The sequence below is a fragment of the Streptomyces sp. NPDC059443 genome (genome assembly GCF_042750105.1).
Taxonomy (GTDB): Bacteria; Actinomycetota; Actinomycetes; order Streptomycetales; family Streptomycetaceae; genus Streptomyces.
This window is the reverse complement of the sequence record NZ_JBHYVM010000013.1, coordinates 147,485-167,774: the sequence shown is the minus strand read 5'-3', so window position 1 is coordinate 167,774 and position 20,290 is coordinate 147,485. Positions and strand designations below refer to the sequence as shown.

Sequence of the window (20,290 nt, the reverse complement as noted above, 5' to 3'; positions counted from 1 at the left end):
GACGGACACGGGTCCCGAGGAGGAACGGCTTCTGCAGAAGGCGGTCAGCCGCGAGGCAGTCCACATTGCCCGGGCCGTGACCGACTGGCTGCAACCCCTCTACGTGACGCCGACCGAGACGCGCGAGCTCGGATACATCCTCACCGAGCACTTCGGGCGGAAACTGACCGGCCGCTCGGTCCACATGGACCTCACCGGCGTCTCCCAGCGATGGCTGCGCGACCTGATCTGGGACCACTTGGTCGCGATCCTGCGTTCTCCCAGCTGCCCGCGCAGTGGAGGCACCTTCGACGACATGCGCCGAGCCGGTCTGGAGCTGAGCACCTTCCTGGAACTCCACGCTCCCGCCGGCGGCCACGACCCGCGGGCTCTGACGGCCGACCACATGCACCAGTTCGTCGCCGACCAGCGGCAACGCGAGCGGGACGGCCTCGTCTCGCTGGCGGCCAGAGGCGTCCACGGCAAGCCGTCGATCGTGACCGCCAACACCCGACAGCGCGTCTTCCACCGCACACGGCGGCTCCTGCGCGGCGCACTGGAGTCGGGGGAGGCCGAACGCCTCGGCCTGGACCGGGCCTTCATCGCGGCCATGCCTGCCCCGGGGCGGATGATCAGCCGCTCTCGGCAGCCGTTCGCCGACAGTGTCGCCCGCGCGCTCGCCGATGAGACCAACCTGAGCCGGCTCGCCGAGACCCACGACCCGTTCGACCGCGGCTTGAGGACGCCTGGGAGACCATCCTCGTCACCGGCCGCCGCTGCGGCGAGGTCCTCCATCTCCGCCTTGACTGCCTCGGCCGCTACGGCGGGCTGCCGATGCTCTGGCACGACCAGACCAAAGTCGGCAACTACGACCAGGCCCTGCGGATCCCCGAGCGCGTCCACCAGCTCTTGGAAGTCCGCCAGCACAAGACCCTGACCTTGTTCGAGGCCCGGAACAACCGGCCGCCCGACGTCGAGGAACGCGCCCACATGGCGCTGTTCCCCACCAACATCCGCAACCGCGACGGACGTCAGCCGCTGAGCTACAAGTGGTTCCACAAGGGCTTCAAGCCCTGGATCGACGACCTCGACATCGGCCGCGGGGTTCCCCACCAGGCCCGCCACTCGCTGGCGACCAGCCTGCTGCGGGCCGGCGCGACCTTGACCCACGTCCGCCGCTACCTCGGCCACGTCTCCGAGCGGATGGCCGAGCACTACATCCACCTGACCCAGTCCGACCTGGAGGACGTCCTGCAGCACGTCTGGGTCGCTGGCCCCGGCACCGCCAGCCCCGGCGAACTCCTCACCGAACCGACGACGCCGCTCACCCGCGAGCAGGCCCAGGCCATCGCCGTCGACCTGTCCCGCCGCAGCACCCCGGCCAAGGGCGGCTTCTGCACCTTCCAACCCGTCGTCGACGGCGGCGCCTGCCCGTGGAACCTCGACTGCCACAACTGCGACAAGTTCGTTCTCTCCGGCGCCGACCTCCTCTACTGGCGGCGCAAGCGCGAGCAGTAGCGGCTGCTGGCCGAAGGCGCCCCAGACGACACCACCGCCGACTACCTCCACCGCTACTTCGAGCCCACCGCTCGCGCCATCGACGGCCTTGAGAAAGCCCTCGCCGGACTGGGCCTCCTCGACGACGCCCTTGCCCTGGACCTGCGCAAACCCCAGGACTACTTTCAGCGGATCTGGTCCACCGCGTTCCGCGCGGCAGACCTCGCCGAGGCCGGCTCGGAGTGCGCGGACGACATGGCAGGGCAGGTCGCATGAACACCAACACCATCCCCCGGGACCGCACCGCCGCGGCTCTCGCCGCTCGGCACCGCAAGACACAGACCGCGCTCGGACGCGTCCGTGAGGCCATCACCCGCCTCCGCCGGGAGAAGGCCCAGGTCAGCGTCGCCGCTGTCGCCCGCCGCGCGGACGTCTCCCGCACCTTCCTCTACGACAACCCCGAAGCCAGAGCCGCTGTCGCCGCAGCGCTGGCCGAGGCCGGCGACCACCGCCACCGAAGCCTCGCCGAGCAGGAGGACGAGCGCGAGGCGACCTGGCGTGAACGCGCGCTGAACGCCGAGGAAGCCCTCAAGGCCGCCCACGCCGAGATCCAGTCCCAGCGCATCCGAATCGGTGAACTCCTTGGCCAGGTCCGCGACTTGCAAGCCGAGTGGACAGAAGAAACCCTCCAACGGATCACCACCGAGAACACCACCCTCAAGCAGCGCGTCCGCCAGCTCACCACCGACAACCGCACCCTCGACGAACGACTCAAGGCAGCCCGCTCCAACCTCCGCTTCCAGGACCGCCGCGTCGCCGACCTTGAAGCCCAGATCGCGGCTCCGGCGGGCTGATCCGACGTGACCGGTGGCCGCCGCGCCCGTGGCGGGGCGGCCACCGGGGGTAATGCAGACTTGGCCGATGCTGTTGACGTTCATCGCAGAGGTCGCGGACGAGCCCTTGGTCCTGGACCCGGGCAACCAGGCGACCGAGTCGCAGACCAACACCTGGCATCTCAGCGCCGACGCCGAGGAGCGGGCGACGCTGTCCGTGGAGGAGGTGGCTGCCGCCTTCGAGAGCACAGCGAGGGCGTTGCGTGACCGCATCCGGGCCCTCGGTCTGCACGGGTCCGCCACCTTCTACGTCTGGCACGACGAGCAAGCCGGACAACTGCGCTGTTCGACTTCCTCCCAGCCCCCGGAATCGCTCCCGTTCGGTGGCAACTACGTGCTGACCGAGACGCTCGAACCGATCATCACCAGCTTCCTCGACGACAGTGATCCCGGCTCGGTGCCGTGGACCGAACTCACATCATTCGAGTCCGATGGCCAGGACCGGGCGGAAGCCGTGCCGCCGCCGTTCCCGGTCTGGACGCGTCAAATCGGGCGCGATACCTGAACAGCCCCCGGTCTCGAAGCCGGGGAAAGCCAGTAGCCGCACCAGCCGGGGTCATGCGAACATCCCCAGCATGGAGCCCCAGGACAACCAAGTCGCAGGCGAGGTGCTGCACGGGCGCGGCTGGCGCAAGGCGTTCACCGTCACAGAGATGGTTGACCAGTGGGCCTCGCTCGTCGGGACCGTCGAGAACGGCTACGAGGACTTCATCGACGAGTACACCAACGACCTCTACAGCCGGAACTGGCTCCACGAGGCGTGGGTTCTCCTGCCTGGGCACGTGCTCGTGGCCTGGAACCAGCGGATCCAGGAACTCGACGACCGCTTCCGGGCAGCGACCGCCTTCGACGACGGCCAGGCACTGTCCCAGTTCCACTCAATCAGCCGTTTCGATCCCGACGACATGTGGTGGTGGCGCCGCCACCCGCGGATTCTCGTCGGAGACCTCGGCCGCGCGCTCCGCTCAGCCGGAGCAGTCGACGCGCCCTCAGACCCTTGACCAGCCTCGGAAGCTGGCACGCGCGGAGCCGGGTCAGCCCTTGTCGCAGGCGCGACTTATCGTGGTCGGGTGAAGAAGTGGCTCCGCTGTTACTGGGATGAAGAAGGCATTTGGTTCTACTTCGAACTCGATGCCGACGGACAAGTGACCCGACAGGTCGAGCTCCAGGAACCCGACCGGACGCCCCTGGCGGCGGCGTCACTCGACGAGTGGCTACACGCGCAGGAGACCAGCCGTCTCGCGGAGTACGAAGCCAAGTACGGGCTGACCGCGGAGCTGCCCTTCCAGGAATGGGAAGGGCATGAACCCCAGTGGCTGTCAGTCGAGGAGTTCGAGGGCGTCTGGGCGGCTACACGCGAGCAGATCGAACTGCGTTCCTGCTGAACCGGGTCGGACTGGTTGTTGGACCGGGACGGGCTCCAGGACCATCTCAGCCGACGAACTCGAGAACCATCCCATCGGGCGACACCAGAAGTGCGTGAGGCACCGTCACGGACATGTAGTCTATGAATCGTCGCAGTTCAGAGCCGGTATCCGAGCTCCTGCGGTCGGTAAATTTGGCTGGCAGCCCCGGCCTCATGACGGGTTACGGCATCCGATGATGGCCAAGGCCTCGTTGTCACCGAACGAGATGTGGGCCGCGCTCATCGAGGCATGCGGATACCTCCCCGTCCCGCTGACCGGGCGCGACTACGTCGAGCTGCTGCCCACACGCTGGCAGCAGATCACTGACCGCGGTATCCGTATCGACCACCGCACCTACGACGCCGGCGTCCTGAACCCGCACCGTGGGCATTCCTCCGGTGTCCAGGCACGCGGCGGGAAATGGGAAGTCCACCACAACCCTCACGACGCACGGCAGGTCTGGGTCCGCCTCCCGGACGGAGAACTCTGCGAGATCCCCTGGATCCACCACGACTACGTCGATCAGCCGTTCAGCGACCACACCTGGCAGCACCTGAAGGTGGAGGTCGGGCGACGAGGTGACACCGAGCAGTACGAGGCCGATCTCGCCGAAGCACTCAGCGACATTCTCACGCGCGCCCGCACCGGATCAGACTCCCGCTCGGAAGCGGGCGTGAAGACAAGTGCGGGCAGTAGCCAGAGCAACGCCGACGTCCCTGCTCGGCCAGCCACCCTTGAGGGTGTCATTACACCCGTGCCGGACCACCCGGAGGGTCCAGAAGACGGCAGGCACCCAGAGCGCCAGGCCGCCGACTCTGCACCCGCCAGCACCGACGCGGAAAGCCTGGACGACCTCGACGAGGCTGACGACAGCGCAGAGGACCAAGACTGGACCCAGGCCGCGGCAGCCGGCGGGTTCGGCGTCTACGACGCGCAGCGGGAGGCCGAACAGTGGTGAACCCCTAACCGGCACAGGACACCTATACCGTCGGCCATCCGTCACCGGCGACTTGGCAGGGCTGGCAGCGGTTCGTCGACACCCCGCCTCCTGCGCCTCCCACCCCGGGAGCAGCGCCGCGCAGCGTGGAAGAGCATCTCGCCTACCACTCCCAGTTCGTCACCGTACGCACCCCGGCCATCGAGTCGATCTCCCAGACTGTGCGGATCCTGATGGTCCTGAGTCGTCATCAGGAGGCGAACGCCCGTCCCTGTCTGATCGTCACCGGTCCCCCGACCACCGGGAAAACCACCGCGCTCCTGCAGGTCGGGAGGACCTGCCACCTCGCCGAGATGGCCCGTACCGGTATCCGCGACCGGCTACCCGTGGCTTACATCCTTGTCCCGCCCGGGGCGAGCGCGAAGACCCTGGTTGGGGAGTTCGCCCGCTTCCTCGGTATCCCGATTACCACCCGCATGACTCAGGCACAGATCATGAGCGCGGTCTGCGATACCTACACCAGAGCAGGCGTCCAACTCATCATGATCGACGAGATCCATCGGCTCAACCCCCGCACCACTACCGGCGCCGAAGCCATTGACCTCCTCAAAGACCTCACCGAACGTATCGCCGCGACGTTCGTCTACGCCGGCATCGATGTCACCACCACGCCTCTGTTCACCGGGACGGGAGGTGTGCAGCTCGCCGGCCGTACCACCCTCATCGACTGCGACATCATTCCCGCCCGTCGCGGCACCAGCCAACCGTTCCGCGACCTCGTCGCGGCCATGGAACCTTGCCTGGACCTGAGCGGACACCGGCCCGGAAGCCTGGTGCGCCTGGCGCCGTACCTCCACGCGCGGACCGGTGGACGCATCGGGAGCCTCGCCCGGCTCCTGCGCCAGGCCGCCATCACAGCGATCCTCAACGGCACCGAACGCATCACCAAAGCCAGCCTGGACGCCGTCGTCCTCGACCACATCGCCGAAGAACACCACCGGCCGGCATCCCCACACCGCGCTCGCCAACGCCGCGCCCAACCCGGTGCGCCGGAACGAGGGCAGCCCTCCTCCCGCCGGAGCCCGCAATGACAACAGTCTCCGCAACGCCGGGACAGGCACCGCCGCCAGCGTCGGGCGCTCTACGCGTCAGACCGCTCCCCCACGAATCCACCGCGTCCTACCTCCACCGCCTCGCCACCTGCTATCAACTGGGCGCGCGTCAGCTCCTCGAAGGGATTGGCGTCCGCGTCCACGGCCATCCGGACCGCATGCCCGGAGCCGGCGAGATCGCCCTCTCCCCTACCGCCCTCCACCGCCTCGCCGCCTTCACCCGTATCCCCCACCAGCACCTCCCGCAGGACAGGCTCCTGCTCCACAAGAAGCACGCCAGCCCTGACACCGCGCACTTGCCCACGGCCCGCTGGCACACCCTCGAGTACGCCTCACAGCCCACCCGGACCTGTCGGGAGTGCACTCTGCGCCGTACACACGGGACCAGCAGCCAGGCATGGGCCTTCTACCCCGAGTACCAGCGTCTTTGCCCACGCCACCACCAGTGGTTCACCCCGCGCCAGGAACCCCACACCCTCAACACCAGTGCGCTGCCCGAACTCACGGCCGCCCACCATAACCACCGACGGCTCCAGCGCCGACCCAATGCTCTCGTGGCCTGGATCTGGGCCTCAGCGATCACAACCGACTGGTACGACCACCAGCAACACCTCACCCACCGCTGGCACACCCGCCTCGCCCGCCTCGCCCGCACCAACCCGCCACCCGCCGCCGGCCGGTCCTGGGCCCTGGCCGGACGCGACACGGTCACCTACCCCGAAACCGTCGCCCTCGCCCGCCACCTCGCCCACACCCGACTCCCCCACCACCTTGACCCCACCGCGCGCCAAAAGACGCGGAAGGCATTCCTCGGCCACACCGCCCACAACCTCGGCCTCGCCCGCCTCACCCCCGCACCAGACGACCTCCTCTGGCAATGGATCCACGCCCACACCTGCTGAGCAAAGACCCGTACCGCAGCCTCATGGCAGGTCAAAGACACGCCAAGCTCTATTGCCGCGCTGGCGTTGCATACCCATGGAGCCACCTGTACAGCTCTTCGTAACTGTTGGACATCCGCAGCGAGACCCCGCTTGGGCTGATATCGATGACCTCGGTCGATGAGCCCAGGGGCGTGTAGGGAACGTGGGGAAGGCACACCACGCCAAGGATTCGACGGTAGCCCCGCACGTCGTAGTTGGCTCCCTGGGGATTCTCCCGAAGCTTGCTCAAAACCGTCTGCCACTTGCCTACTGCGCCCTCCACGAGGGTGCTGACACTACGGACAGCACTGTGATCCCCAGCGTCGTACGTCTCGGTGTAGGGGCGGCTCTTGCACGAGACGATCAGCAGGGTGTCGCCCCAATCGCCAACGGCGTCCAGGTCAGTGAAAGCGGACCCACCAATCAGTTTGGGCTTGAGTCCTCGGAGTGGAACTCTGGGTGAGGGACACCATGGAGACTCGTTGATGAGGTCCTGCACCGTCTCCTCAAAATGGTCACCGCGGATGTTGACGACAGGGCCCTGCCCAGGCGGAGCAATCGTGCACAGGCGCAGTAGATGGCGGGTTGCTGCGTCGAAGTCCACCAGCACGTCCTCGCCTGCCTGGTACAAGACTGGCGATGGGGTCAGTGGCCAAATGGTGCCCGACAGGCCCTCCAGCAGCTCCAGCACCTGATCCGCGTCGCTCAGGGGCTGGGTTGGGAACCAGGCATCGAGATCCTCTCGCAGCATCGGCAGAGCACGAGTGAGCATGTCGGTCAGGATGTTCCGTCGTAGGGACACGTAGCCGTAGCGGGACAGGCTGATCCACCCGTTGGAGGTGTAGGCATTCATGTAAATGATGAGTGCCTGGAGCAACGCGACGAGAGCTGGAAGCTGGGGCTGCCACCACTGCCCAGGATGGCGGTTGGTGAGTGCCAATAGCGCACGCAGATTCCCGAGAGACAAACCGTCAGGGACATAGCGGCCCCAGACCGTGATCGGCTTCTTGTCACGAGGAACGCCCTGCCATGAAGGAACTCCTTGCCAGGCAGGCAGACTGCGGGCGACGAGGGCCAGGAGCGGGTCCCCGTCTCGGTGATCGCCAGACAGGACCCTTGTACCCGGGGCAAGCAAGCCGGCACCGTGCTCGGCCACCCGCTGGTCATATAGCGCGATCGCGTCACTCAATGCCCGATCGGGAAGATGCGCAGGCAGCAGGGCGCCAGCTGGCTCGAAGGACATTCCCTTGCCTGCTTGGCGCAGCCGGGAGTGGACATCGCTGAGGACAACCGTCGTTGCCGCAAAGCGCAGAACCCGGCGTACGACGCCATCGGTGACCGGGAACGCGATCTGCTGCTGCTCACGAGGAAGACCCGGGCAGGTCTTACGGCTGGTGGCCGCCATGATCTCCATCAGACCCCGGTCGTACGGGCCGGTTGTGGCCAGGGCGCCATCGAAGAGATCAGGCAGACGGCGTAGGTACCACAACCACTGCACGGGCGAGTACGACTGCGCCAGAGCACACAGATCCGCCTCCAGGGCCTCGCGTACGGACGTGAAGTACTGGCCTGCCTCCAACGGAGTCATCGTGCCGCCCGGCAGCGGACACTGGGCGATGGCGTTCTCGATAGCACGTGGTCCCCAGAGAGACACGACCGAAGGCCACTCGGTCTCAGCTATGGACTGAAACGTCGTCGCGGACGGATCAAGAGCAGCTCGCTTGGGGTGCTCACTCAATCGACGGTGTGCGTTCACCACCACACCATCTCAGGACGCCCACGCAGCCAGCAGCCATCTGAAGCATGAGCCGCTGCGTGCAGCAGATGACGACGAATGCTCTTTTAGGGCGCCCAGTACACCTGCACAGAAATCCAACACAACTGAGCACAACGGCGGAATTCACCCAACCTGCGAAAACCGCAGTTCACACCCTCAAGGCCGAGCCAGGCAACATCAACCCGAGGGGCCACGACCCAGCACCTCCAACCAATCCAGCCGACAGCAGGACCAGTCAAACTGAACACCCCCAGGTCCAATGCCCGGCACAGTCACTACACCGATGCCCGGTCACACCGGCGGCGAGCAGCTGTAGGGATGTCCTACGCTCCGGACTGACTCTGGTTCCGCTGCGCTCCACCAGAGCGGAGCCGGTGCGCGGCCCAGGCTCCCGCACTTCGCGCGGGAAGTGACCCCGTTTCACGGGGTCCGGGCCTCCGGCCCGATGGGACGGGTCTCGCTCCGCTCCCCCACCTACTCTTCACTCCGGACAGGTTCGGGGTTTCGCTTCGCTACACCCCGAACGGCCCGCTACGCGGGCCAGGGTGACCCAGTTTCACGGGGTCCGGGCCTCCGGCCCGTTGGGGTGGGGTCCGCTTCGCTCCCCCCACCCCGGCTCTTCCGGCTCTGCCTCCAGGGCCAGCCCGCTATGCGGGCAGCCTGGTCCGGAACCACCCTTCGCCTCGCATCAGGTTTTATGCGGGGTCAGAGAGTCGCCTACCATCACCCACCTGTCCGTCAGGGCTACTGGGTCTGCCAAAGCTGGTTCCACTGCGGACCCGCGCCACACGTCCACTGCCTTACCTCAGCCCCATTAGCCTGACTCCAGTCGGCAACTTCAAGGCACTTGTCAGTGTGTTGCGCAAGGAGGGCATACCCAGATCCCTTGGGGTTCGGCCAGAGATAGAACTGCTGGTTCGCCCCACCCGTACAATCCCACTGCCGAGCAGGAGCGCCATCGTCGCTACGCCAGTCGGCAATCTCAAGACACTTGCCACTGTTTACGTTCCGCAGAGTCACAACATGATTCGCGGAATCACCTACATAAGTGAAAACCCAGGCCTGATTTGCCTGCCCCCCGCCACCACAGTTCCACTGCCGAGCAGGAGCGCCATTGTCGCTACGCCAGTCGGCAATCTCAAGACATTTCGAACTGTGTGAGGCATACAGTGTTTCAACGGTCCAGCTCGCGGACGCTGACGAAGCCGGAAGGAATACAGTTATGGCAGCCACCGCCATAACTACACCACACACCCGGCGAACCCAACGTGAAATACTCAGCATAATACTCCCCCCACCTCATGAGGGTGGCACCTCCAGCCCTCAACGATCAACCACATCCTAACTTGATCTTGAAGCTTCCCGGCAACGATCCACGTCCCTTTCGGTGCGATCTCTCGCTTTCATTCGAGCCGACTGGTGGTGGCCCTACCCGAGACGCTGTAGGCGCCGCTCGTCCGAGGGGCTGCTGGACATGGACCGGGTGCCAATCATGCTGTCGACCGCCCCGAGGATCGAAGGGAGGCAGCTGCTCGGGGCATCGCTGTCCAGGGTGATATCGAACATCGCCCGCAAGGGGTGCGCCGCCGGGGCGTTGGTCATCCAGGCGGCCAGGAGGAAGAACGAACTCGGCTCGTTCATCTGGTGCCCCTGTGGCCATGCCGGACGGGAAGACGCTGCCCGGCGACGCGGCCAGGCTCCTCCCGCCGGACGGGCGAGCCAGGCCGATGACGTCCGCAGAGCGGACAACCGTGTCTGTGGACTCGACGATCGTGCGTGCCCACCAGCACGCGGCCGGGGCCCGCAAGAAGGGGCCCCGGCCGACGAGCCCGGTGACCATGCCATCGGCCGTTCGCGCGGCGGACTGACCACAATTCACCTCGCTGCCGACCGCGGCTGCCGGCTGTTGGCCTTCGTGCTCACCGCCAGCCAGGCCGGCGACGCACCTGCCTTCCCGGACATCATGGCCAGACTGCGCGTCCCACGCCGGCGCGGCAGACCTCGCACCAGGCCGGATGTAGTCCTAGCCGACAAGGCGTACTCCTCACGCGCCATTCGCGACCACCTGAGCAAGCGCGGTATCCGGGCGGTGATCCTCATCCCGGCGGACTAGCGGGGCCATCGACTGCGTCGAGGCAGCCGCGGTGGCCGGCCCCCGGCTTTCGACCGCGAGGCGTACAAGGAGCGCAACACCGTCGAGCGGTGCATCAACCGCTTGAAGCAGTGGCGCGGCATCGCCACCCGCTATGAGAAGACCGCGACCATCTACCTGGCCGGACTCCACGTCGCAGGCATCTTCCTCTGGTCTGCGAGATGAAGCCGTTCTATGCCGAGACCGTCTCTTCCCAGCACAACCGCAGCTGTGCCTGCAGGCCAGAGACGGATGCTGCGTCGCAGGACATGACGATTACGAGCCTGCTGAGGTCCATGCCCTCGGGCCGCTGTGTGGAGGACCATCTCTGTCCTGCCCGTAGAAGCGTCCTGAAGAGCAGCCGCCGTTCGGCGGCATCGCCCGAGAGTGCCTCATCCGCGGCCTCGACGATCAGTACGTAGTGGTCCGCGGGCAGCCACTTCAGGTCGCGCAGACAGTCGGAGAGGGCATCCCAGTTCCAACCGAAGTAATCCGGCAGCTTCAAGCCGTCGTAAAACTGCTGGAAGACGGAGTCCGTGTCGCGCATCTCCCGGCCGTCGAGCCGCGCTACGTACGTCCCGCCGGTCATGGGAAGCAGCAAATCGACAGGCAGGGCACCTTGCTCCAGAACGACATGCACCCAGGGCGCGAAGTCCACGGCCGTCCTCCCTCCAGTGACCCAGGACATCCACCGCCGTCAAAGCCAGTGACGGCAGCGAGCAGCAAAGTCTAGATCCAAACGAAACGGCCTAGCCGCCGGCGCGCCAGCACGGACGCAGCGCGGGCCGCCACCAGTTAGGTGGCGGCCGGGCCGCTGAACCGGCGGGTCAGTGACTGGTGAGCGATCGGGTGCGCAGTTCCGCGCACCGGATTCCGCCCCCGGGGTGCCACTCCATCACCGGGCCGGCTGCGTCCCCGTGCTCCGCGCACCAGGACACCGGGACCAGGCCCCCGCAGTCGTACCGGCGGCACGCGCACCCCTGCGCCGAGCCGGCGTACGGCACGCCGTGCCGGACTACCCCGCCCGCAGTCTCCTCTGCGGTGCCGCGCAGGCCGGCGGGCCAGGCCAGCGTGACTCGCAGGCCGCCGGACCCCGACCAGAACCGCTCGATCACCCGCACCTCTCCCAGTACCGCCAACGGCCCCGTGCCCGGCGCCGTCAGCCGGCTCACTGATGCCCCCAAATGCTCGGCCGCCAGCTCGTTGGCCTCTGCGTCCGTGAACCACCCGGACAGCTGGTCCTCGCCTTCGGCGTCCTCGGCCAGGACCAGGTGCGGGTCATCGAGCCGGAACCGAGCTGTACAGTGCCCGGCGCCGACCAGGACCAGCGAGGCCGACGGCATGGCCACGGGTACCCCGATCTTGTCGTGGTCGAGCAGCCAGGCGACCACCGCCGGCCGGTCGAACTGCGGATGTACCTCCGTGCCGCCGGCCGGGGCGGGGAAGTCTGCGTGGCGGCGGCGCCAGTTCGCCACTGCGGCCCGGCCCACCCGGGCCATCCGCGCCACCTCCCGCAGCAGCACCCTGTCCCGGCCGGGGGCAACCGAGGTGAGGGCGGCGAGCGGGGAGCGGCGGCCCGCAGGGACGGCGTACACCGCCCGCCAGTCGACCCAGGGGCGGACGACAGGGAGCAGGGCAACGTCCTCGGCCGAGTACAGCGGCACCGTGGTGACGCCGCCCTGCCGCTTGTAGTCGATCTCCACCGATCCCACCGGGGCGACCCAACCGAGCCTGACGACCTGGTCGAAGTCCACGCGACGGACACCCAAGCGCACCGCGCTCTGGTACGGGCCCAGGGGCACGTGCCGGTCGAGGAGGGCGGGCAGGTCCCGGCGGCGCGCGAGGGCGGCCACCTGGTCCGGGTGGACGTCGGGGAACTCCATGTCGCCGCCGAGGCGGACCAACAGGCCAGCTCCGGCGAGGTGCCCGACCGCCGCAGCGGTCACCCTCGGCCGACACCGCAACGGCGCCCCCAAGGCCTCCGTGAACTGCCGCCGCCCCGGCCCCGATCGGGCCCCGCAGCGCAGCCCGGACCGCCTCCGGGTCGGCAGCCTCCACCACCGCCCGCGACCACAACCCCGGGCCGGCGTCCGCCGGGGGTGATGGCGCTTCCTGAAATCGGCCACCCGGTGCTCAGGGCGGCTCCACACCTGCTCACTGAGTCTCCCCAGCAACGCGCGAGCTGACCTGGGGTCGCGCGGCACAGCGGAGGGGCCGGCCGATAGCCAGCCAGGTCCAGGGGCGGGCTGAGCTGTCCAGGGTGGGCGAAGCCCAGCGCGAAGCGCCGCCGAAGGCGCCCTTGACCGCTCGGCACGGCCCGCACACTCCGCAGTCGGTCGGCCCCGACTCCACCACCTGGACCGCGCTCGCGCTCGCTCCCCACTCGCTTCAGAGACGGAGCAAGTGAGGCGAGGAGTAGGGGTGGTCGTTTCCAAGGCTCTGGCCGGAGTTCCGTGATTTCCGAGGTCAGGGCTCGTGTGCGGGAACGTTCCGGCAGGGCATGCCTCGTTGGTGGGGGGTCGGCTCGCTGGATGATGTGTTGTTCCCGGACGTCGATGTGCGCCTGGAGGCGGTGGAGTTCACCGCGGAGGTCTTGGTCGTGGTGGCCACCGCCGTCCCTACCCGACTGGCCCTGCGCACCCGCGCCCTCGACCTGGCCGGTATCCGCGAATAGCCGCACTCAGGCGTCCGAGTCGAGGAGGTGCTCGTCGACCTCCTTGAACGACCACGTACCGGCGGTGCGGGTGAACACCCAGACCAGGTCGAAGCGGTCCGGCCAGGCGGCGGGGGCCCCGCTCCGCGGGGCGAGGGCCTTCACGATCTCGGGGATCCGGGAGTGCTCCCAGCAGATCAGCACGGGGCCGGAGGACGCCGAGACGGCCGCCGCCAGGTCGGCTTCCTTCGACTCGGCGTAGGTGAGATCGACGGTCAGGCCGAGCCGCTTCGCCAGTGGGGTGACAGTCTGTCGCATCCGGTGGCCGCCGGCGTCCGGGCCCTGGTCGGTGGCGGCGTACACCTTGGCGGGCCGCACCAGGCCGGGGGCCGGCTGCGGGGCGAACAGACGTGGCAGCGCTTCGGCCCGGGCCCAGCCCCGGTCGGTCAGGGAGTGGCTGTCCCGCTTGCCGTTGTCGTCCTTGCCCGGCTCGCTGCCGGTGGGCTTCTCACCGTGCCGGATGATCATCACGACCAGGTCGCCGCTGCCGCTGCCGCCGGTGCCGTCCGCCCGGGGCGTCGTGCCCGGGGACGGGCTCGTGACCTGCTCGGACCGCGGCGTGGCGTCGCCCTCGCCCTTGGAGCCGCAGCCGGCCAGCAGTAGCGACATCGCCCCCAGGCCCCCGATCACACTGCGGCGACTGAGCGCGGAAGACCGCCCCTCGTACCCGTACCCCATGCCCCACGACTCCCCGTTCGGTGCGCGCCTCTGTCCCATCAGCGCAGAGGAGCAACATCGACAGCGTAGGGGAGGCCTCGTGACCTCCCCTACGCCGCCGTCGGGTCAGCGGACCAGCAGCGTCCGGGTGTGCTCCTGGCGCACGGCCTGAAGGGAGCACGGGTCGAGGCCGAGCAGGCTCAGGACGGTCGGCGCGATCTCCTTCGTCTCGACCTTCACCGGCAGCCGCAGTCCGCGAGGAGTCGAGGCGCCCGAGATGACCAGCGGGACGTTGAGATCGTCGGCCGAGCTGCCGCCGTGCTCGGCGATCTTCTTGGTGCCGCCGGTGGAGACGACGCCGTACTGTCCGGTCTCCATACCGTTGAGCGCCGCTCAGAATGATTCGGTGCCCAGTTGCTGCTCAGTCCGTCAACTCTTCCTCCTCTTCCACCCGGTGGATATGGATGTACCGTCCAGTTGGCCGGTCGAGTACCAGCATGATGGGCTCGGGTGCGCCTGGCGGCGGCTCCTCGATGTCGGTCAAAACCCAGTCGCAGTCCTCCCCAGTCGCAGTCCTCCCCAGGCGCTGACCCGCTCGGGCGTGGGGCCAGGCTCTGTGGGATAGACGCGGCCATAACCGTGTCGTCTGGCACATCCGCCAAGGCTCTCCTTAAGCGGCCTACCGTCCATGCCTCGACGGTGTGGTGGTAGCCCTCCGAGCTGATACGACGGTTGCTCATCCTCTGCTCTCCTCCGTCTGCCGGACCGTACGCCCGGCGGCACCCTGCCTAACCCGTCCGCCCGCCGAATCGTTCGGCGCAGTACTGGCCAGCCGCTCAGTCACCACACCTGACGGCCAGCCGTGGCCGACCCCGCAGTCGTTCTGATCTGGGATTTCACGGAACTCCGGCCAGAGCCTCCGCGGCTGTGACCGCGCTTCCGTGATGGCTATGGCTGGATGAGGATTCGGGCTCTCAGTACGCGGAACGAGGCTCGGCCGTACATCTGCCGCTTGATCGTCTTGATGCGGTTGACGTGGCCTTCTGCGACGCCGGAGCTGTACTGCAAGGTCAGGCCGGCTGTCACAGCGTCGATGTCGAACTTCATGAACCGGGCGAACCCGCGGATCGGCTGAGGTGCGTCACGCTCCGCTTCGCTGATCCAGTCGGGCACAGATGGCCGGTGCGGTCGCGGACCATTTCGGTGAACCGCTGCGCGATCTCCCGGGCGCGGGAGATGTCTGGGCAGGCCAGGCAGACCTCGCCGAGGCGGACCTCGTCGTCTTCGCTCAACGACTCACGGTGACGCATGATCCAGGACGTGATCGCGCGGGGGCTCGGAATCGGCGCCGGCGCGGGTATCGCAGTGCCGTCCCGAAGAGTCGCGACGTAGCGGCGGACCGTCTGAACCGTGCCCCCGAATCCACGCTCCCGGACCTCGCGGAAGAGCCGGCTCGCGTCCGTGCAGCCGTTGTGGAAGCGGGCTTGGAGGTAAGGGTGAAAGGGTGTGAGGAGCCCCGTTCGGCGATGCCGGGCGGATTCAATGAGCACGGCGAGGTCGGTGTCCCGGAAGTGCCGCACTGTCTTGCGGTCCATATCCAAGCGGCGCGCGATCGCGCTGATCGTCCATCCTTTGTCCACCAGGTCGAGGATGTCTGCGTGCCGGTTGAGGGTCCGCTCGACGATGGCGCTCTTCGGCAGCGTGGCCGGCTGATCCGGCACCCAGGTGTCGGGGACCGGGGCGTCAGGTCGAGCCAGCTCCTGAGCGTGTTTCCGCAGGCAGCTGCGGTGCTGGTGACATGTCTTCTCCACCACAACGGATAGGTTCTGCAGCAGATGCCACCGGTCGGCCACTTCGATCGCCCCGGTGGCGGCCTGCTTGATAGCGCGGGTGTAGCCGGTGGCCCGGTCACGGCAGATGACCTCCGCTCCGGGATGCGCCTCCAGCCAGGCAAGGAAAGTTTCCGAGCTGCGGTCGGGCAGAACGTCGAACGGCTTGCCCCGTTCCACGTCCACGAGCACCGTTCCGTAGGTGTGGCCACGCCTGAAGGCAAAGTCATCAACTCCCAGGACCCGAGGAGACCGGGTCGGCACTACCGGCGCCGACAGCAGACGGATGAGCGAAGTCCGCCGGCCGGACAACGCCAGCCGTCGGCAGAGACGTTCTCCCGGGCGGCCCCCAAGCTCGACGGCCACGAATCGCGCAAGATCACGCATGGCCACCGACGACTGACCGTGTGACCTCGTGAAACCTTCGATCTGCTCAACGAAAGTCCGTCGGCGGCACCTCAGCTCGTCACAGAGGAACCGCCTCACCCGTAGTCGGACGAGCACCTCTCGACCGCCGACAGGCCGATCAGCCAGCCGCCGCCAGTACCGACTGTGAACCCGTCGTGCACCGTTTCCGCAGTCCGGACAACGGCCAGGAGGAGCGGTACCAACCGCGTCGACAAACAGGATCCGGCCCGCAGCATGCACTCGTTCGATCCTCAGCTCAATCCCCGGAAACAGGACGCCCGACAGCCCACGCAACCCCATACAGAAGTTGTGCCGCGAGGAAACGATCCGGCATGCCGGCCCTACGCGCGCGGCCCGTAGGGTCGCTGAATGCCGTGCGCCTCCAACGCACTCTCGTAGCGGTCCAGCAGTTCATCGAAGTTGGCCAGGAGGAATGTGGCAACCTCGTGGGCCTCATCGACGTCGCCCTGGGCGCACGCCGCTACTATTTCGGCAACGTCGCTGCGGATGCTCGACAGCGAGTCACCCTGGACGAGCACCCCCGGGAAGCGACGTGGGGGCAGACGCACAACCGCGTCGTTGCCTGCATCCGTGAACAGCTCAGCCTCAATGAGTTCCATCGGGCCATCCAACAGCAGACGCCGGACCGCACCCAACCGTAGCCATCACGGAAGCGCGGTCACAGCCGTTTCCGGCTCTGTCCGGGATTTCGTGAACGCTCTTCGGGCGGCGCTCAATCGCACCCGACCGACCGCGCGGAAACCCGTTGGCTGTCGGTGTTCCCTGCTGGAACGATCCTAGGATGACCGACCACCGTGACGCCGTCCTCCGCCTGTGGGGTCGCCAGCTCTACGAGCGTCAGGGCGAGCCACTCGCCTGGGCGGAGGCGGTCCTGGAGGCCACCGGGCGCCCGCCGCACGCCGCCACCGCGGCGATGTCCGGCCGACTCGACGCCCTCGCTGATTCCCCATCGGACCACGCACAGCTGCTGTTCCGTACGGTCGCCAAGCTGGCCGCGAACCTGCGGGGCGACGGCCGCTACGACGCGGACGTCGGCACCCGAATCGGCCCACTGGCCCTGCGGTTGGGCGAGCTCGAACCAGCGCTCGCCGGCCTGATCGGGGACGCGCTCGGCCACCTGCCGGACGGTCCTACATCCCTCGTCACCGTCCACGCCTCCGAGCTGAGCGGGAACCGTATGATCCGGCTGCGGGCGATCGACGCCCTGCTGGAGTGGGCCGAGCTCGGCCATCCGCAGGCCCGGGCGGCCCTGTCCGAGGTCGCCTCCGACCACCGGACGCAGGATGTCACCGTCTGGACCAAGGCACTCAACCGGATCTCCCTGTTCGGCGACGCGAGCGTCGAACCGGGCCTACTGCGCGCGCTCGCCGACACCGGGCACCGCGGGGTGCGGTGGTCGGCGCTCGCCTGTGCCGAACTCGGCTTCCGCCGGGCCGTTCCGCTGATCACCGCCCTGCTGGAGCATCACGATCCGATGGTCCGCGAGGGTGCCTGCGAGGCGCTCGGCCTCTTTCAGGAACAGGCCGCCGTACCCGCCCTGACAGCCCGGCTGAACGACGAGACCAACTGGGTACGCAGCAGAGCCGCCCTGGCCCTCGGCCAAATCGGCGGCGACCGGGCACTCGCTGCGCTCTGGCAGGCCATGATCGAACGCCGGAACCCGAAGGCCAGTCATCTCGCCTCAGCTATCGCCACCTTCGGCCCGCCGGTGGTGGACGACCTGATCGCCCTCACCACCGATCCCGACCCGGACCTCCGAGCACTGGCCTGCCGCGCTCTCGGCTCCACCGCCGACGACCGGGCCCTGCCAGCACTGGAACACCTCGCCGCCCACGACCTCGCCAGAACCACCCTCGGCGGCCTCGTGGCAACCGCCGCCGAGCAGGGACTGCGGACCGCGCACCGCATGCGCGCGCGCACCGCATCGACCTGAGCTCGGCCCTTCAGGGTCCTCACGCGTCGTCGCGAACATGTACGCAACTCATTGCCGCAGCTCAGAGCTCGTCTAGTCATCAGGTCGATCGGTAAACCCACCGACCTCCTCGCCCTCCAACGGGCACGGGAGAAGACTTACGCCCAGCTCGCGCACACCCCCGCCGGGGCCGGCACAGCCGCCCTGCGGCGCGCCCTGGTCCTCCCGGACTTTCCGCCTCGCCACCCACCCGTACTGGGCCTCTCCCGCCCAGTGGTCGGACCGGTGGCGCCGAGCTACGCCGCACCGCCCGCACCCACACCCCCGCCGCCACGGACCGGAGCGCAGCATGAGCGAGCAGACCCCCACCGCCACCCGCCCGCGCCCAGCCCTGGCCACGTGGGCACCCAGTCAAACCGGATCCTGCGCACGCTGCCACCAGCCCATATGCCGCTACCGGGTGGGTGGGAACCCCCTCTGCAAGGGCTGCCAAAGCGAGCGTGACGAGCGACCCAGGCCTTCGCCTCGGCCTCCGCGCTGGGCACGGGTGCCCGGGAGGGAGACGTGCTCGTAGCGGGCCTGAGCAGCGCGCTCCTTGAACTCGGACTGGGTCGGCCGGCTCTCGGCGGGCGCCTCGACCCTTGCGGATCGTCGTGTTGTTCTCGGCCGCCAGCAGGGTCAGACGGTCACGCGTGGCAGCGCTTACCAGTCTGAGTACGAGAGCGGGTTGTCTGCCGGGTGCGGAGCCGTAAGGGTGGACGTATGCGTCGACTCCTGCTGCTCGCTCCGCTGTTGCTGTTCACCGTCGGCTGCGGGGTGGTGGACTCCTCCGATGGCAAAGCGACGGACGTCGCACGGGAGGTGGCCAGGAAGGCGGGCCAGCGGCTCTACGGCCAGAGTCCGCGCACCGCGGAGGAGGTCGGGCGCTCCGCTTCCCGCATCGACGGGGTGGAGGTACTGCGGGTGAAAGGTACGTCGACACACGACAGGGACGGCGTCGTTGTCGTCGTCCGCACCTCCGGCTCGGGGTACAAAGGATGGCTCGCCCCTGAAGAAGTCTCCGTGCGGCGCTGTTTCGCGGTACGGGTATCGCCCAAGTCCGAGTGGGGTGAGGTTCCCCGTGACGTGGACTGCCCGGACGGGCCCGCGCTGACCTTCGCCCCGCCACCGAAACCACCCCGACTGCCCTACGAGGAGCTCCGCACGAAGCTTCCCCAGGTACCGGAGGGCAGCCTGGCGGATGAGGGCGAAGTGCGGCGTACGCTCGCCGCTCTGGACCTGGATCCGGCGATCCTCACGGAGGTGAAGGCGGACGGCGGCAGGGTCGGCGTTCTCCTGTTGGTCAAGGGCAACGGCTTCGACGAGCAGGACTGCCTTCTTGCCCGCGTGAGCCCCGGCGACACTGCGGTGTGGGTGCCGCCCCGGATCCACCGGATGCCCGGAGAGGGCGGCTGCACCGTCTCCAACGCCTTGGACCCGAAACCCTCACCGCACTGAACGGGGTGCCTGGCACTCCCCGGCCACAGGCTTGCGCACCGCCGCCATCAGGCGCGGCCAGGGGTCTCCTAGGTGATGCCGAGGTCTCCAGCGGAGGTCGCGGCGAGGGCTACAACCTGCAGCACGGCAGCGGCGGCGCGCGTGGAGCCGCCGCTGACACACACCACGGCCATCGCGGCACCACCCACAGACCCCCGCCCGGAGCAACACGTCGAGAGCCGGGCCTACCCGACGTGCGGCACGCTCCCCTACGTCTCCCCCGCGGACCGGTGGCGCCCGTGCAGTGCTCCGCTCCGGCCGGCGCTGCCCTTCCGCCCGCAGCCCCCACCGCCGACGCTGGCTTCACCGAGAACCACGCGAGGCGGCCCGCTGCGGCGGGCGTGGTGGCGGAGCGGGAACGGGCCGCCGGGGAGACCGTTACCCGGGACGCGGGCGCGGAGGGGGCAAAGGGCGGTGTCGTCAGGCAGTGCAGGGTCGCGTCCACGAGGCGCCCCAGGGTGGTGGAGGACGGGCCGTCTTTCCCAGAGGTGTCGGCCTGGAGGCGGGCCAGGTGCGCGGCGAGGAGGCCGGTGCCGCCCTGGTCGCGAATCCGGGCCAT

Annotated in this window: 21 protein-coding genes and 2 pseudogenes; 12 read left to right on the top strand and 11 right to left on the bottom strand. The window is 68.3% G+C overall.

Features of this window, described 5'->3' with window-relative positions:
* The first annotated feature begins 735 nt into the window (after window positions 1-735).
* From ACFXDJ_RS15720 to ACFXDJ_RS15685, 8 genes are all read left to right on the top strand, one after another.
* Window positions 736-1,497 carry a tyrosine-type recombinase/integrase gene (locus tag ACFXDJ_RS15720; RefSeq protein ID WP_384659135.1) on the top strand — a complete coding sequence of 254 codons (762 nt, stop codon included), beginning with the start codon at window positions 736-738 and terminating at the stop codon, window positions 1,495-1,497.
* 251 nt (window positions 1,498-1,748) lie between these two features.
* On the top strand, window positions 1,749-2,330 hold the full coding sequence (locus tag ACFXDJ_RS15715) for a DUF6262 family protein (RefSeq protein ID WP_384849219.1): 582 nt from the start codon (window positions 1,749-1,751) through the stop codon (window positions 2,328-2,330).
* A gap of 67 nt (window positions 2,331-2,397) precedes the next feature.
* Window positions 2,398-2,874, top strand: coding sequence for a hypothetical protein (locus ACFXDJ_RS15710; RefSeq protein WP_384661691.1), 477 nt, complete (start codon window positions 2,398-2,400; stop codon window positions 2,872-2,874).
* Between the two features lie 70 nt (window positions 2,875-2,944).
* Window positions 2,945-3,370 (top strand): hypothetical protein, encoded by a 426-nt coding sequence (locus tag ACFXDJ_RS15705; RefSeq protein ID WP_384661688.1) that lies wholly within the window; start codon window positions 2,945-2,947, stop codon window positions 3,368-3,370.
* A 69-nt stretch (window positions 3,371-3,439) separates the two neighbouring features.
* Window positions 3,440-3,754 carry a hypothetical protein gene (locus ACFXDJ_RS15700; RefSeq protein WP_384661685.1) on the top strand — a complete coding sequence of 105 codons (315 nt, stop codon included), beginning with the start codon at window positions 3,440-3,442 and terminating at the stop codon, window positions 3,752-3,754.
* A gap of 214 nt (window positions 3,755-3,968) precedes the next feature.
* Window positions 3,969-4,733 (top strand): Mu transposase C-terminal domain-containing protein, encoded by a 765-nt coding sequence (locus tag ACFXDJ_RS15695; RefSeq protein WP_384661682.1) that lies wholly within the window; start codon window positions 3,969-3,971, stop codon window positions 4,731-4,733.
* A 125-nt stretch (window positions 4,734-4,858) separates the two neighbouring features.
* A complete protein-coding gene (locus tag ACFXDJ_RS15690; protein ID WP_384661679.1) occupies window positions 4,859-5,803 on the top strand; it encodes a TniB family NTP-binding protein in 945 nt (314 codons plus the stop codon).
* A gap of 179 nt (window positions 5,804-5,982) precedes the next feature.
* Window positions 5,983-6,726: a hypothetical protein gene (locus ACFXDJ_RS15685; RefSeq protein ID WP_384661677.1), complete on the top strand. Its 744-nt coding sequence runs from the start codon at window positions 5,983-5,985 to the stop codon at window positions 6,724-6,726.
* Window positions 6,727-6,775: 49 nt separating this feature from the next.
* On the opposite strand, the gene ACFXDJ_RS15680 is transcribed toward ACFXDJ_RS15685, so the two are convergent.
* The 3 genes from ACFXDJ_RS15680 to ACFXDJ_RS15670 all read right to left on the bottom strand — a co-directional run bounded on the left by ACFXDJ_RS15680 (window position 6,776) and on the right by ACFXDJ_RS15670 (window position 10,165).
* On the bottom strand, window positions 6,776-8,326 hold the full coding sequence (locus ACFXDJ_RS15680; RefSeq protein WP_384661674.1) for a hypothetical protein: 1,551 nt from the start codon (window positions 8,324-8,326) through the stop codon (window positions 6,776-6,778).
* Between the two features lie 942 nt (window positions 8,327-9,268).
* Window positions 9,269-9,763, bottom strand: coding sequence for an RICIN domain-containing protein (locus ACFXDJ_RS15675; RefSeq protein WP_384661672.1), 495 nt, complete (start codon window positions 9,761-9,763; stop codon window positions 9,269-9,271).
* A gap of 189 nt (window positions 9,764-9,952) precedes the next feature.
* Window positions 9,953-10,165 carry a hypothetical protein gene (locus ACFXDJ_RS15670; protein WP_384661670.1) on the bottom strand — a complete coding sequence of 71 codons (213 nt, stop codon included), beginning with the start codon at window positions 10,163-10,165 and terminating at the stop codon, window positions 9,953-9,955.
* Between the two features lie 110 nt (window positions 10,166-10,275).
* On the opposite strand from ACFXDJ_RS15670, the pseudogene ACFXDJ_RS15665 reads away from it, so the two are divergent.
* Window positions 10,276-10,841, top strand: a pseudogene (locus ACFXDJ_RS15665) (IS5 family transposase); the annotation flags it as partial.
* A 7-nt stretch (window positions 10,842-10,848) separates the two neighbouring features.
* Here ACFXDJ_RS15665 and ACFXDJ_RS15660 read toward each other — a convergent pair.
* Together ACFXDJ_RS15660 and ACFXDJ_RS15655 are read right to left on the bottom strand one after the other, a co-directional pair.
* The gene (locus tag ACFXDJ_RS15660; protein WP_384661667.1) at window positions 10,849-11,313 is read right to left on the bottom strand and encodes a barstar family protein; all 465 of its coding nucleotides are present in this window, start codon (window positions 11,311-11,313) and stop codon (window positions 10,849-10,851) included.
* A gap of 169 nt (window positions 11,314-11,482) precedes the next feature.
* Window positions 11,483-12,601 (bottom strand): hypothetical protein, encoded by a 1,119-nt coding sequence (locus tag ACFXDJ_RS15655; RefSeq protein ID WP_384655364.1) that lies wholly within the window; start codon window positions 12,599-12,601, stop codon window positions 11,483-11,485.
* A gap of 554 nt (window positions 12,602-13,155) precedes the next feature.
* On the opposite strand from ACFXDJ_RS15655, the gene ACFXDJ_RS15650 reads away from it, so the two are divergent.
* Window positions 13,156-13,329: a hypothetical protein gene (locus ACFXDJ_RS15650; RefSeq protein ID WP_384849216.1), complete on the top strand. Its 174-nt coding sequence runs from the start codon at window positions 13,156-13,158 to the stop codon at window positions 13,327-13,329.
* A gap of 6 nt (window positions 13,330-13,335) precedes the next feature.
* On the opposite strand, the gene ACFXDJ_RS15645 is transcribed toward ACFXDJ_RS15650, so the two are convergent.
* The 6 genes and pseudogenes from ACFXDJ_RS15645 to ACFXDJ_RS15620 form a co-directional block, all read right to left on the bottom strand.
* Complete coding sequence (locus ACFXDJ_RS15645; protein ID WP_384655369.1) at window positions 13,336-13,977, bottom strand: histidine phosphatase family protein; 642 nt, start codon at window positions 13,975-13,977, stop codon at window positions 13,336-13,338.
* Window positions 13,978-14,151: 174 nt separating this feature from the next.
* Window positions 14,152-14,403, bottom strand: a complete 252-nt coding sequence (locus ACFXDJ_RS15640) for a hypothetical protein (protein ID WP_384655428.1) — start codon at window positions 14,401-14,403, stop codon at window positions 14,152-14,154.
* 266 nt (window positions 14,404-14,669) lie between these two features.
* Window positions 14,670-14,765 (bottom strand): annotated as a pseudogene (locus ACFXDJ_RS15635) (DUF6225 family protein); the annotation flags it as partial.
* A gap of 208 nt (window positions 14,766-14,973) precedes the next feature.
* Complete coding sequence (locus ACFXDJ_RS15630; RefSeq protein ID WP_384655372.1) at window positions 14,974-15,198, bottom strand: transposase; 225 nt, start codon at window positions 15,196-15,198, stop codon at window positions 14,974-14,976.
* On the bottom strand, window positions 15,129-16,562 hold the full coding sequence (locus ACFXDJ_RS15625; RefSeq protein ID WP_384655375.1) for an ISL3 family transposase: 1,434 nt from the start codon (window positions 16,560-16,562) through the stop codon (window positions 15,129-15,131). Before ACFXDJ_RS15625 ends, ACFXDJ_RS15630 begins: the two co-directional genes overlap by 70 nt.
* Before the next feature lie 41 nt (window positions 16,563-16,603).
* A complete protein-coding gene (locus ACFXDJ_RS15620) occupies window positions 16,604-16,882 on the bottom strand; it encodes a DUF6959 family protein (RefSeq protein WP_384655378.1) in 279 nt (92 codons plus the stop codon).
* A gap of 182 nt (window positions 16,883-17,064) precedes the next feature.
* On the opposite strand from ACFXDJ_RS15620, the gene ACFXDJ_RS15615 reads away from it, so the two are divergent.
* Window positions 17,065-18,216 carry a HEAT repeat domain-containing protein gene (locus tag ACFXDJ_RS15615; protein WP_384655380.1) on the top strand — a complete coding sequence of 384 codons (1,152 nt, stop codon included), beginning with the start codon at window positions 17,065-17,067 and terminating at the stop codon, window positions 18,214-18,216.
* 741 nt (window positions 18,217-18,957) lie between these two features.
* Window positions 18,958-19,692, top strand: coding sequence for a translation initiation factor IF-2 (locus ACFXDJ_RS15610; protein ID WP_384655383.1), 735 nt, complete (start codon window positions 18,958-18,960; stop codon window positions 19,690-19,692).
* Window positions 19,693-20,290: the final 598 nt, after the last annotated feature.